The organism is Clavibacter michiganensis, assembly GCF_021216655.1.
In the GTDB taxonomy this organism is placed as follows: Bacteria; Actinomycetota; Actinomycetes; order Actinomycetales; family Microbacteriaceae; genus Clavibacter; species Clavibacter michiganensis.
This window is the reverse complement of the sequence record NZ_CP080439.1, coordinates 26,834-39,594: the sequence shown is the minus strand read 5'-3', so window position 1 is coordinate 39,594 and position 12,761 is coordinate 26,834. Positions and strand designations below refer to the sequence as shown.

General features: G+C 66.8%; 14 protein-coding genes. All 14 read left to right on the top strand.

What is annotated here, in order from left to right:
- Positions 1 to 189: 189 nt before the first annotated feature.
- Positions 190 to 963 (top strand): alpha/beta hydrolase family protein, encoded by a 774-nt coding sequence (locus tag K0V08_RS15890; RefSeq protein ID WP_227267328.1) that lies wholly within the window; start codon positions 190 to 192, stop codon positions 961 to 963.
- A 56-nt stretch (positions 964 to 1,019) separates the two neighbouring features.
- Positions 1,020 to 1,751, top strand: coding sequence for a hypothetical protein (locus tag K0V08_RS15885; protein WP_227267329.1), 732 nt, complete (start codon positions 1,020 to 1,022; stop codon positions 1,749 to 1,751).
- Positions 1,752 to 1,870: 119 nt separating this feature from the next.
- On the top strand, positions 1,871 to 2,101 hold the full coding sequence (locus K0V08_RS15880; protein WP_227267330.1) for a hypothetical protein: 231 nt from the start codon (positions 1,871 to 1,873) through the stop codon (positions 2,099 to 2,101).
- Positions 2,098 to 2,883 carry a DUF8175 domain-containg protein gene (locus tag K0V08_RS16210; protein ID WP_094182750.1) on the top strand — a complete coding sequence of 262 codons (786 nt, stop codon included), beginning with the start codon at positions 2,098 to 2,100 and terminating at the stop codon, positions 2,881 to 2,883. The genes K0V08_RS15880 and K0V08_RS16210 overlap by 4 nt, the downstream gene beginning before the upstream one ends.
- A 2-nt stretch (positions 2,884 to 2,885) precedes the next feature.
- Entirely contained in the window at positions 2,886 to 4,175 is a 1,290-nt protein-coding gene (locus K0V08_RS15870; RefSeq protein WP_227267334.1) for a hypothetical protein, read from the top strand.
- Positions 4,168 to 5,697 (top strand): SCO6880 family protein, encoded by a 1,530-nt coding sequence (locus K0V08_RS15865; protein ID WP_094182748.1) that lies wholly within the window; start codon positions 4,168 to 4,170, stop codon positions 5,695 to 5,697. The genes K0V08_RS15870 and K0V08_RS15865 overlap by 8 nt, the downstream gene beginning before the upstream one ends.
- Positions 5,697 to 7,202 carry an ATP-binding protein gene (locus tag K0V08_RS15860; protein WP_094182747.1) on the top strand — a complete coding sequence of 502 codons (1,506 nt, stop codon included), beginning with the start codon at positions 5,697 to 5,699 and terminating at the stop codon, positions 7,200 to 7,202. The genes K0V08_RS15865 and K0V08_RS15860 overlap by 1 nt, the downstream gene beginning before the upstream one ends.
- A 9-nt stretch (positions 7,203 to 7,211) precedes the next feature.
- Positions 7,212 to 8,462 carry a MinD/ParA family ATP-binding protein gene (locus tag K0V08_RS15855; protein ID WP_094182746.1) on the top strand — a complete coding sequence of 417 codons (1,251 nt, stop codon included), beginning with the start codon at positions 7,212 to 7,214 and terminating at the stop codon, positions 8,460 to 8,462.
- A 9-nt stretch (positions 8,463 to 8,471) separates the two neighbouring features.
- Positions 8,472 to 8,957, top strand: coding sequence for a hypothetical protein (locus K0V08_RS15850; protein ID WP_094182745.1), 486 nt, complete (start codon positions 8,472 to 8,474; stop codon positions 8,955 to 8,957).
- Entirely contained in the window at positions 8,954 to 10,003 is a 1,050-nt protein-coding gene (locus K0V08_RS15845; protein ID WP_094182744.1) for a C40 family peptidase, read from the top strand. The genes K0V08_RS15850 and K0V08_RS15845 overlap by 4 nt, the downstream gene beginning before the upstream one ends.
- Before the next feature lie 35 nt (positions 10,004 to 10,038).
- Entirely contained in the window at positions 10,039 to 10,368 is a 330-nt protein-coding gene (locus K0V08_RS15840) for a hypothetical protein (RefSeq protein WP_094182743.1), read from the top strand.
- A gap of 2 nt (positions 10,369 to 10,370) precedes the next feature.
- On the top strand, positions 10,371 to 10,583 hold the full coding sequence (locus K0V08_RS15835) for a hypothetical protein (RefSeq protein ID WP_128517003.1): 213 nt from the start codon (positions 10,371 to 10,373) through the stop codon (positions 10,581 to 10,583).
- A complete protein-coding gene (locus K0V08_RS15830) occupies positions 10,583 to 12,220 on the top strand; it encodes a type IV secretory system conjugative DNA transfer family protein (protein WP_094182741.1) in 1,638 nt (545 codons plus the stop codon). The genes K0V08_RS15835 and K0V08_RS15830 overlap by 1 nt, the downstream gene beginning before the upstream one ends.
- Positions 12,204 to 12,761 (top strand): DUF4913 domain-containing protein, encoded by a 558-nt coding sequence (locus tag K0V08_RS15825; RefSeq protein WP_227335224.1) that lies wholly within the window; start codon positions 12,204 to 12,206, stop codon positions 12,759 to 12,761. The genes K0V08_RS15830 and K0V08_RS15825 overlap by 17 nt, the downstream gene beginning before the upstream one ends.

Genomic DNA, 12,761 nt, shown 5'->3' with positions numbered 1-12,761 from the left:
ACCGGGACTATCGGGCTCCTGTACTCGAACGAAACGCAGCTGGCGGTCCTTTCTCCCGGCGTGGAACTTGCGCCTACGCCGGATGCCGTTGTTCGTCGCTTAGCGCAGCCGGCGCGTATCGAGCCCGGGACCCTGGGTCGAGCCTGTGGGAACGTCTTCTGCGCCTCGACCGTCGTTGCCGCTGCGCCTGTGGACGTCGACGTCGTGGCGGAGGCGGCCCGACAGCCCGCCTGGCTCTACGCCGGGGACGGGAAGCAAGCGTCGGTGTGGGTGATCCACGTGCACGGGATGCTCGCGGGGCGGGATTCGGCGCTCCGCAGCGTGCATGCGTTGGACGGCACGGGATTCACCTCCCTCGTCATCTCGTATCGCGGCGATGGGGAGGCCGAAGCCGAGGATCCGCTGCCTTCGGCGCTGGGCCAGGAGGAGTGGCGCGACCTAGACGCAGCCATCCGCTTCGCCCGCGCTCAGGGCGCTGAGCGGATCGCCGTCGTCGGATGGTCGCTCGGAGCCACGATCGCGCTCGAGGCGCTCAGACGAGGGAACGACCGCGATGCCGTCGACGGCCTCGTGCTCGTGTCCCCGGCCATCAGCTGGGCGCGCACGATCCGCTTCGGCATGACTCGCCAGCGCGTACCCCAGTGGCTTGCGGATGCGACGATCAAAGCCCTCTCCACACGAGTAGTCGCGCGGAGCCTTGGGTTGAAGTCTGCGTTGACGCTCCCGGAGAGCATCCCGACGGTGTCAATCCCGACCTTAATCATCCACTCCCGCGGCGACGCCACGACACCGTTCGCGGCCTCCGAAGCCATGTCGCGCAGTTCGCCAAACGTGACTCTCGACGAGTTCCCCGAGAGCCCCCATGCGATGGAGTGGAATGCCGATCCGCAGCGGTTCCGGCGCTCGACGTCGTCCTGGCTCTCTGCGCACCTACTACCGGACGCACCGCACCGGCCCGCATAGCCTCTTGGCGTGTTGCACGCTTGCGTCATATGTTGTAGAGCTGCAACACTTCTCGCATGAGCATCGCGAGCAGTGCTGACCTGAGCGCAGACCCTCCCGGCCCGGAGCACGAGCACGAGGTGACGCACATCCTCGGCCCGCTGTGGGCAGTTAACGGCCACGTCGTCACCGTCAACGCGGGGGAGAACCTCCGCCGCACAGTCCTCGACGCAGTCCCCCGGCGGGTCGACTTCGCTGGCCTGGTCCGAGCGACGATCACCGACGGCCCTCGCACCACGCGCGTCGTGCTGCGCCCAGACGGCAGTTCGGTCGCGGAGGGGGACGACGCAAACCTCTGGGCAGGCCCGAGCGAAGCCCCTGCAGCGCCGCCACAAGTCGCGATCGTCGGTGCGCACCCCCTTTCCGGCGCGACTACGTGGGCCCAGCTCCTCCACCTCCGAGAGACGGAGTTCGACAAGCCCCTGCTTCCGACCGAACGCGTACTCCTGGTGTGCCGGTCCGTCCCGGCGGGCCTGGCGCAGGTGAAGTACGCGATCCGGGATCTGGGACGAGATCGCGTCGCGGCGGTGCTCGTCGTCGCAGACGCGCCCGGTCGCCCGATCGCAGCGGCAATGCGCGAGCAGAAGGTCGTGGCTGGGGCGGCTCCCGACATACGCGTCCCATGGGTGGCCGCGCTACGCGGCGCTTTGCAGATTCCTAATCCGGCCACGGGGCGCCTGGCGCGCGTCGCCGCGCGAGTAAACCAAGCCGCCACAAAGGTCATCTACGAGGAAATGGACAAGAACTGATGATAAGCGAAGTAGCATACGCGGCCATCGTAAGAGCCCCTCATATCGCAGCTGCAGCTAATGGAGCTGGATATGTCGTTGCCCAGGCGTACTGCCTGCCGGGCGCGGCGCAGGATGGCATGGACACCGGGAAGCTTTGGCTGGCGATCGCCGCAGTCTTTGCCGCCGTGTGCTCGTTGGTGATGATTGGTATGGGAATGTGGTTCCAGACACAGCACCATGACGGTGGAGCGATGTTTAAGACGTTGTCTCGCTGGATCCTCGGAGCGGTCATAGTAGCGGGAGCCGGCGGAATTGCGACGGCCTTCCTCGGTGCCATTTCAACCGCCTGCACTCCGATCCCGACATGAATACACAACATTCCACAGGCAGAGGGCGGCTTTCGCGGGCCTGGCATTCAAGGCAGGCGATGTGGGGTGCGTTCATCATCCTTGGAGCCGGGCTTGCCGTAGTGATCCTCGTGACGGTCCTCGGGATCGTCTCGCCGAAGAATCAGAGCACGGAGGACGCTGGAGCGTCCGCGCCAGTGGTGGGCGGGTCTGCAGCTCCTCAGACGGCGGCGGCTGCACCCGACGGGGGGTGCCCGGACGTGCCGGGTGACTCGTCCCTGCCCCCGACAACGCCCGCAGACCTCAGGTACCAGACCGGCGCCGAAGGGCTGACGTGGCCGGTCTCGGCGTCAGCGGGACCGACGAAGACCGTGGACGGGTTCGACGCGTGCTTCGCGCGATCCCGCGTCGGGGCTGCGCTAGCCGCAGTAACCGCCGTGTACAGCCAGTACGACACGCGGCACGCGATCACCGATGCTCTGAACTTCTACATCGCCAATTCACCTGGTAAGCAGATCGCGGTCACGCAGACCGCGAAGGGTTCGGATCCGTCGAAGATGATTTCGGCAGGAATGACTTCAGCAGGCTTTGTTGTCGACGCATTCAGTCCGGATCAGGCGCAGATCACACTCGTGTACACGTTCCCTTCTAGCCCGACAGGCTACGGCGGTATTCCGTGCACGGTGGCCTGGATTGACCGCGATTGGAAGCTTATCGTGCTTGACAACGGTGAACTTTCCGCAGGGCAGGCGACAACTCCCAGCAAAGGTGATTTTGTGCCGTGGACAGGTGGCAAGTCGTGATCATGCACCCGCTCGATGCGGCTAGCGATGCTGCGGCTAACGCCGCGTGTGGCCTCATCGCACCCTGCGGCCTTGCGAAGAGCGCAGTGCACAGCGCCGCCAACGGTGCATTCCAAGACACCGCGGATCAGATGTTCGACGGCTTCGACTCGATAACCAAGGGCTTTCTTACATCCTGGACTGGGCACTCCTTCATCGTGGATATCGAAGGCGGAGCAAGCCAGTGGTTTCGCGACACGAATTTGCCCCTTAACGTGTCCTTATTCACACTGGGTCTTATAGTTGCCGGGATCCGCATCATGCTGTCAGTGCGAGGTGAGCCACTCAAGGACGCCGTAAGTGGCGTTATACGCGTTCTCGCTATTACGACGGCGGGAGCAGCGGCCATCAAAGTCTTTGCGTGGGGCTCCGATGCCTACTCACAATACATCTTGCAGGTGTCGGGCGTGAACGCGGGCGGCTCAGCGCTTATCATGTCATTCGCGTCGAATTTTCCCGCTCTTGCTCTCATATTCGGATTGGTTGGGATTCTTGCAGTAGCGTGCCAATGGATCATCATGATTGTTCGTGATGCCACACTGCCTCTCCTGAACGCATTTTGGCCCTCCGCTGCGGCAGGATCACTATTCGAAAGAGGGCAGCAGGCATTTGAGAAAGTGACCTCCTGGATCATTGCCTTCCTTATCTACAGCCCCATCGCCGCCGCTATTTACGCTTACGCATGGAGGTTGAAGAGCGGAGATGACGGGCCCGGGGGAGTGCTGACCGGCCTGACACTGATTGGCCTTGCCGTTCTCACTCTTCCCGCCCTTATGCGCCTACTGGTGCCGGCCGTCTCTGCTGTCGGCAGAGCGTCCGGCGGCACGATGGCACTCGGCGCCATTGCAGCTGCGGTATCGGCCGGTGTCGCGGTTGGTGCTGCGGTGGCGACCGGCGGTGGCTCGGCAGCAGCAGGATCGGGCGCGGCATCCAGCACCGGCACTGCTGGAACGGCAGCCGGAGGAGAAGTTGGGACGGCCGCGGCCCCCACCGGAGCGGATACCTCGAGCGGGATCGGCGGTGCGGTCGGCGGCGGAACCACGACCGGCGCCGACGCGGCTGGCGGCGGCGGCGGCTCATCTACAGCAGGTGCGGACGGAGGCGACGCGTCAGACAGTTCGGGGGGACCGGTTGCATCCGGATCGTCCGGATCATCGTCAAGTGGCTCACGAGCTGGGTGGGCGGCAGCTCAAAGCCTGGTCGACAGCGGAGCGTCACGCGGCGGGACAGCGGAAGGAATGATCGGTGAGTGAAACACTAAAGACGACCGAACGCGTCAAGTTCGGGAACTGGTTGCCGACGGCGAAGCCCACCTTCGGGGGTCTGACCAGAATCGGCGGGTGGGGTGTGCTTCTGTCGTCGATCTTCCTGATGCTTATCGCCGTCACCTTCGGGGCATGGGCATTCGGCCTGTGGATTCTCGCTCTCGCCCTTCTGTGGGAACTGCTGTTCGTCCTCCGATTCGGATTACCGAACGCGGGTCGCACCATCGCCGCGCGATGCGCAGACAGGCTGTCACACAGGTCAAGGAATTCGGCCGGGAGCACGGTTTACAGGACAGGCTTGTTTACTGCTCTGCCCGATGATGCGCTCCTGGCACTACCGGGACCCTTGTCGACGCTCGAAGAGATCGACGGCGTGGACGGCGAGGGCGCACCGTTCGTCCTCCTCCACCACATGAAGAACTCATCGACACCTACGCTGACTGCGACATTCGTCTGCAACCCAGATGGCACATCAATGCTCCCTCAGGAAGCTGTCGACAATCAGGTCGTGGAGTTCGGGGGCTGGATCGCCTCACTGTCCACGGACGAGGCGATCGAGGGCGCTGTCATCGTCGTGGACTCCTCGCTCGCATCGTCTGCACCTCTCGTCGAGAAGATCACGGCTGGGGTATCGCCGTCCGCTCCGGACCTCGCTAAGCGGGCCCTGCTCGAGGGGGCAAGACGGCTGCCGGCGCGCTCCTCATCGGTCGAGGTGTTCGCGACCGTTGCGTGGGCAAGGAAGGAACTCGGTGACACCGTCGAGGATGCGGCCGCCGAGGTTGCCGCCCGGCTGCCGGATCATCGCGCAGCCCTGGCCAACGCGGGCGCGGGGCGGCCCTTCGTTGCCACGAGCGAGGATCTTGCCCGCTCAGTGCGCATCGCGTATCGGCCCGATCGCGAGCAGGAGATCGCGCTCGATGAACTCGCCGGGTGCCCGTTCACGCTCCGCGTTTCTGACGCGGGTCCGGACGAATTCGATGACAGTGCGCGGCGTATCTGCTACCACGACGGAGTTGCCTCGGTGACGGTGATGATGCTTGCGCCGCCCCAGAAACTCATTACTGAGGACAGCATGAACGCCCTGTTCTATCCGCAGGACAAGTTCCTCCGCAAGCGCGTGGCCGTGTTCTGGCGACCACTTACTCCGGGAGAAGCTGTTCGTCGTGCGGCGGAGCTTCGTCGGAGTACAGGTGTTGCGGCGACCTCGAAGGCAAAGGCGTCAAGCCTCGATGCGAAGATGGTGGCCTTTGCCGATCAAACAGAAGTCGATCTCGTGACAGGCGCGTCGATGACTCGATTCGCGATTGAGGTCACTGTCACCTTCGAGGCGAATCCTCGTGCGCAGCGCGACGCGCTGCAGAAGCTGAAGGGTCTGCTCGCCGCGACGGATCTCACCTGGCGCTTTATCGAGACCAATACAGCAGCAGGGTTCCACTCCACCTTGCCCCTGGGTCTGCTGCCGTGGCAGTACGAGACCTTCATGCAACACCTGGCAGAAGGCGGAAACTAATGGGCGGCACGATGACGCGGCGGCTCACCCGGACCCCGATGGGATTTCTCGGGCATGGCGGCGGTATGTGGTCTCGCGTGCCGCAGGCCCCCATGTGGTTCTCCACGTCAGTGCAGGGTTGCGGGATCTACCCCTTCGGCGTCGGCACCGGGCGCCCTACCGATGGTGCCCCGCTCGGCCGAGACGTCGACACTCACACCGCCGTGTGCACAGATCACGAGGCCCTGTACCGAGCGAACGTCATCTCATCACCTACCGGAATCCTGTTCGGTATCAACGGGGTAGGGAAGTCGACCACTGCCCAGACGATCCTGCTTGGCCAGATGGGGCGCGGGCTCACCCCAGCGGTGTTCGACCCGATCAAGGGCGAGCACGTGCCGATGATCAGGGCGGTGGGCGGGCAGGTATTCTCCATCGGTCCAGGAGCGGGGCGCGACAAGCTCAACATCGTGTCGCCCGGCCCACTCGGTGCCGCCGCAGCCAGAATCGGCGGACACGTCGGCGAGGAGCTCGCGCAGCTGGCTCGGGACAAGGCGGTCGCCCTGGTCCAGCTCAATGCTCGCGTGAGCCGCGGCCACCCTCTGGACGACATCGAGGACACCGCTCTTGAAGCGATCGTGGACTCCCTGCGCGAACGCACCTCGCGACCGGTAACGCGGGATCTCGTGACGGTGTTCGACGCCGTCTCGGACCGGATGCTGCATGTGACGGGACAGCGGGATGCGGACTCGTTTCGCGCTCGTTTCGCTCGCCTTGGGGAGACGCTCCGCTCCATGATCTCGGGAGAGATGGGCCAGATGCTCAGCGGAGTGGACTCCGTCGAGTTCGACCCAGGCAACCCCGGGGGCTTCTGCTTCGACACATCGAGCATCGACCCCTCCAACACTCGGCTGTTGTCGGCGGCGATGCTCTCTACCTGGTCACTCGGGATGGACGCGATCGACGCGCACTGGGAGATCGCGCAGCATGAACAGCGCCTCGTGGAGGAGGCAGCTCTCGCGGGTGAGATGTACGTGCCCAAGGTCACGTGGTCGGGATACACGTCCCTTATGGATGAGTGCTGGTACCCGCTGCGAGCCTGCGAGGGAATCGTCGACCGCTACGACGCGCTGATCCGAACAAATCGCAGCAAGGGCGTAGCGGAACTGAAGGTCACACATTCACCAAAGGACCTTATCTCCCTTCCGAACCCGGCAGACCGCGAAAAGGCTCGCGGTTTCGTAGAACGCTCCGGGCTTGTCTATCTCATGGCTCTCACGCGGGACGATTTGGAATCACTGAGCGGTATCCGTCGGCTGACTACAAAGGAAATAAACCGCGTCGCAAGCTTCAACGCCGCCCCGTCATGGAAAATGCCCCCTCGCCGCAAGGGCGAGAAGGGCGCCCCTCCTGGTGCCGGCCGGGTCATGTTGAAGCTGCCGGAGCGGGCAGGGATCACCGTGCAGATGTTCCAGACCGATGTGCAGCAGCAGCTCCACGTCACCGATGAGCGATACCGGCAGTAGGAGGACCACGTGACTACAACACCCCTCGCAGCGCTCGAGCTGCTCTCCACGGGCGGCGAGCTGCGGATCGCGGACGTCACCTTCACGGGTGACAGCTCGTACCCCGACGTTCTGGAGTGGTTGAGCCGCCAAGCGCGGTCGCAGGGCGCCCCGGTGCTGGTGCACAGCGTCGAGAGGCCGTCGGGCCAGGAGAGCTGGTTCTCGGTCGATCACGACGGCTCCGTTCACCCCGCTGGCCCCTCATCGCCGTCGCCCGAGCGCGCGGCGCCGGCGCCGGCGCCGACCACCGCTGTGTCGCGGTCGACGACGGCTCCCGCACCGGTGGCTGTCGATCCGCTGCCACGTCGGGCGGATGTGCGCTTCGTGAAACCGGCCAAACCGCGGCCGCGGACCGGGCTGCGCGCAGCCGTGTACGCCGCGACCGGGGGAGTGGTGAACCTCGGCCAGTCCGCGCTCGAGCGGGAGACCGATGAACTCGCGAGACGGATCAGCCGGAAGCTGACCGGCAGCCACTCCACGGCGATCCTCTCCTTGAAGGGCGGCGTCGGGAAGACGTCAACGACCGGCGGCGTCGGGATGATGCTTGCCGAGTACCGCGGCGACCCGCCGTGCGCGGTGGACATGAACCCGGACTCCGGGGATCTCGCCGAGCGCGTCGTCGGCGAGGCGGCCTACGACGTGGCGACGGCGCCGACGGTGACCGACGTCGTCCGTGACGCAGAGGCGATCGGATCTCTCACCGAGCTCGGGCGGTACATGCACCACGCGAACCGGCTGCACGTCATCGCCGGCGAGCAGGATCCCGAGGTGTCCGACGCGCTCACCGCCGACGACCACGCCCGCGTCCAGGCGCTCGTGGCTCGCTACTACAGCGTGGTGCTCACCGACTGCGGCACGGGTGTCTCCCACCCGGCGATGGCGGGCATCCTCCGCAGCGTCTCCAACGTCGTGATCGTGACGGACTGGGCGGTCTCGGCGGCCGACCGCGCCGCCCGCGCCATCGGCTGGCTGCGCGAGCACGGGTACACGCACCTCGCCGAATCCGCCATCGTCGTCATCACCGACATGGCGGACGTCCCCGAAGAGGTCGACCGCGCGGCCATCGCGCGGTTCCTCGAGGTGTCGTCAGCGCAGCTCATCCAGGTCCCGCGCGACCGTGCCGCCGCCGGGGGCGTGCAGATCGTCCCGGAGCGGGTGTCGCCGGCAACGAGGCTGGCGTGGATGCGCATCGCGGCCGCCATCGTCGACGGATACCGGTAGAGCCCGCTGATGTCCAGGAAGACCGTCCTGACGGCCCTCGGCGTGCTCGTCGTGCTCTCGGTGATCGTGGGTCTGGTGCTCGCAGCGCGCAGCGTGCCGACGCCGCAGGCCGCCACCCCGGCCGCTCCGATGCCCGATGCCGCGGCTCCCTCGCCGTCGACGAGCCCTGATGAGCCTGCTGACCGCGCGCAGGCGTTCGCGGCCGCGGCCGCGTTCTGCCGCCCCGACGTCGACTCCGGGACGTGGCAGCGGACGCTGGACCCGTACCTCACCGACGACGCACGCGCCCTCTACGCCGCGACGGCGCCGGCGAACGTCCCCTGTGAGGACGTGCGTGACGTAGGGGGTCCGGTCGGCGATCAGCAGACGTCGACGGATGCGGCGTGGCAGTTCGACGCTGCCGTGGGCGGGCCTGTGACGGTGACCCTGCACCGGGACTCGACGGCAGCCGTGTGGCTGGTGTCCTATGTCAATCCCACCGGATATGCGCCGTGAGCAAGGGCAGCATGCTCGGGATTCTGGTCGCGGCGCCGGTCATCGGAATCGTCGCGGTGGTCGTGGTGATCTTCACGGTCATCGTCGGCGGCGGAAGCGATGGGGCGTCGGCCGCTGGCTGCGGCACCGGGGGGCCAGCGATCGCCGTGGAGTCCGGTCAGCTCCCGGCCGAGGTGGGTGCGTACTCCGGCGAGCAGGTCGCGAACGCGGCCTCGATCCTCACCATCGGCAAGCAGCGCGGTCTCAACCAGCACGCGCAGCAGGTGGCGTTGATCGCCGCGATGACCGAGTCAGGGCTCCGCAACCTCGGCGGAGGCGATCGCGATTCCGCCGGCCTCTTCCAGATGCGCCCCTCACAGGGCTGGGGCACGCTCGCGCAGATCACAGACACGGGGTACGCGATCAACCTGTTCTACGAGCGGCTCACGCAGGTCCCCGGGTGGGAGAGCAAAGAGCCCGGCGACGCCGCACAGGCGGTGGAGCGCTCGGCGTTCCCGGACCGGTACGCCACCCACCTCCCCGAGGCAGCACAGGTGATGAACGCGCTCTCAGGGACGACCGTCGTGCCCGTCTCGAGCACAGATGAAGGCCTCGCCTGCTCGCGCGCAGGAAGCACCGGGAGCGGCGAGCTCGCGGACGGCGAGCAGCCCGCGCGCGGCCCGCATGCGGCCGAGATCAACCAGGTCATCGCGTTCGCGAAGCAGCAGCTCGGGAAGTCCTATGTCCTCGGGGGAGCGGGCCCCAACGTCTGGGACTGCTCCGGGCTCACGAAGGTCGCCTACGCACAGGTCGGCATCGACATCGACGACGGGCACTCGTCGACGACGCAGTGGCGAAACGGCATCGCGCGCGGCGAGATGCACCCGCTGTCCGAGGTCCAGCCCGGAGACCTCATCTTCTGGGGCGGCAACGACGCGTGGCACGTCGGCATCAGCCTCGGCGGGAACATGATGATCGCCGCGCCCAAGGTCGGCGACGTCGTGAAGATCCAGACCGTCTGGGGCACCCCGAACGCCGAGGTGTGGCGTCCCGTTGACGGCCTCTGACCATCAGCACCACCTACCGAACGAAGGAGCACACGATGAGCGATGGACGACTGCACACGAACGCGCCTCCGCGGCGGTGGCGCCGGCGGGGCCTTCTCCTGATCCGCAACACCGCCGCTGGGTTCCTCCTCGGGGTGGTGCTGTGGATCCTCGCCCTGCTGTTCGCCAGTGCCGTCTCATTCGTCGTACCGGACATGGGCCCTGAGGCGGCAGCAGGCGCCTGGGAAGCCGCGTGGACGCCCTCCGGGTACGTGTTCACCGGAACGCTCCTCGCCGGCACCTGCGCGCTCGTGACGATCGCGATCTGGTGGCAGATGGACCAGCTGCAGCGCACGTCGTCGACGCGGACCCGGCGGACGTGGTGACCATGGCCCGGATCGGCCGCGCGATCACCACAACAGCGGAGTCCGTCCAGGAAGTCGCCGACGCCTACCGGACCGCCCGCCGGGAGCGAGACGAAGCGATCGTCGCCTCCGTCGCCGTCCTCGGGCAGAAGGGCGCCGCGGAAGCGGCAGGGCTCTCGCGGCGCCGCGTACGGCAGCTCCTTGACGAAGCCCACGCCCGACAGGAGAACCACTGATGAACACGCCCGCGCCCGACCCCATCCAGACGGCATTCGAGCAGTTCCAGTGGCCGTGGTGGGGGACACCGCTGCTCATCGTCCTGGTGGTGCTGGTCCTCGCGTCCGCCGTGTTCGCTCTGATCCGGATGCACGGAAGCCATCCCGTGGACCGGATGCAGCGCCACCTCCGTGCCGGCAACCGACTCGCCCCGGTGTTGTACCCGGCGCGGTTGAAGGCCACACGGAAGGACCTCCATCCCCGAGTCGAGGATCTCCCGCCCGGGCAGAAGATCGGGACGCTCGTCGGCGCCGGCGCGACGTGGGTGTGGCAGGGATGGCGTGACGTCGCGATCTACATCTTCGGGCCCGGCCGCGGGAAGACCACCGGATCCGTGGTCCGCCACATGCTCGAGGCGCCCGGTGCGGCGGTGATGACGTCGAACAAGGTCGACGGAGTGAAGGAGGTCCTCGCCGGCCGCCAGCGCGCGGGCGAGCAGTGGGTGTACGACCCGATGCAGGTCTACCGGCAGGACGCGCGGCCAGACTTCGTCTACGACCCGCTGGACGACGTCACCGACCTCACGACCGCGCAGGAGATCGCGGCGATCTTCGAGGCCAGCACGAAGGACGGCGATAGCAAGAGCGACGCGCAGTTCGACTCACAGGGTCGCGACCTGTTCGCCTACGCGCTGCTCGCCGCGAAGCTCGAGGGCAAGGGCGACGCCCAGGTGTACACGTGGATCACGCAGCAGGAGCACGACGAGCTCCGCGCGGTCATGCAGAAGCACGGGCAGTCGGGGCCGGCCGCGGCACTGCTCGGGCTGCAGGGGCAGCCGGACAAGACGCGCGGCAGCGTCTACGCCACCGCGCAGCGCATGGCGTCGGCCTTCGCCAACGACAAGCTGCTCGCCTGGACCAACGCGCCGGGAGTGCGGAGGTTCGACGCGGACGCGTTCGTGCGCAGCAACGATACGGCCGTGCTGATTTCCCGCAATGGCGCGGGATCCGGTGGCGCATTCGTGGCCGCTCTCGTGAGGTCGATCGCGCGCGCGGGGGAGCGCGCCGCGTCCGCGGACGGGGGGCGGATCCGCGTCCCTGTCGTGTTCGAGCTCGACGAGGTCGCGAACATCGTCCGATGGCCGGAACTGCCGGAGCTGGTGTCGTTCTACGGCTCCCTGGGCCTCATCCTCGGCATGTACTTCCAGTCGTGGGGCCAGATCGTCCGCACGTTCGGCAACGACGGCGCCGACGCGCTGTGGAGCACGTCCTCGATCCGCGTCTACGGGGGCGGCGAGTCCACCCAGTCGCCGTTCCTCAAGCGGTTCAGCGAGAGCATCGGCAACTATGAGGAGTGGACGACGAACACCTCCTCCGGCCGCAACGGCAGCACGAAGTCGCGCACGTCCAGGTCGAAGCCGATCCTGCCGGCAGACGTGTTGGCGCACCTGCCGAAGTGGCGGGCCGTGTTCGACGCCTCTGACGTCGGACCGGTTCTCGTTCGCATCCGGCCGTGCTTCGAGGACAAGGTACTCATGGCCATGATCAACGGGCAGGAGGTGGTCAACGGCAAGATCGTGAAGCCGAAGAAGGCGAAGAGGTCGGCGGCTGAGCCGGAGGCGATCACGGAGAGGTCCGAGCATGTCGACGCCGTTTGACCCGACACGGTGGCCCGAGGTGCCCGAGCCGGACTGGGCCGACGATCCGCCGCCTCTGGACGATCACGACGCACCCCCGCCCCCCGATGACGAGGGCATGCCGCCTGCGGACGGGTCGACCGGCGAGGTGGTCGACGCAGAGGAGCAGAAGGCGCCACCGCGGCCGAAGAAGCCGAAGAAGGACGACCGGACGCTGTTCCTCGAGTGGGTCGCGCTGCAGCTGAGCCGTGTCGAGGCGTTCGGGGCGCCGGTACGGCAGAAGCCGGGGTGGTGCCCGGAGTGGTGGAAGCACCCGGAAGTCGTCGAGCGGTTCTACGTGTCGTGGAAGGGCTACCTCGAGGCAACGAAACGCATGCCGGACGACCGGCTCGCGCAGTCGGCATGGTGGGTGCAGCACTGGGATCACCACGCCCGCATCATCTTCGACAAGACCTACGGCCCCTTCCGGGCCTGCAACGCCGCGGGGCACCTCGCCGACAACAACGGCGAGCCGCTCACGATCGTGCCGGAGATGCCGCCCGCGGACGTCCCCCTCATCTGA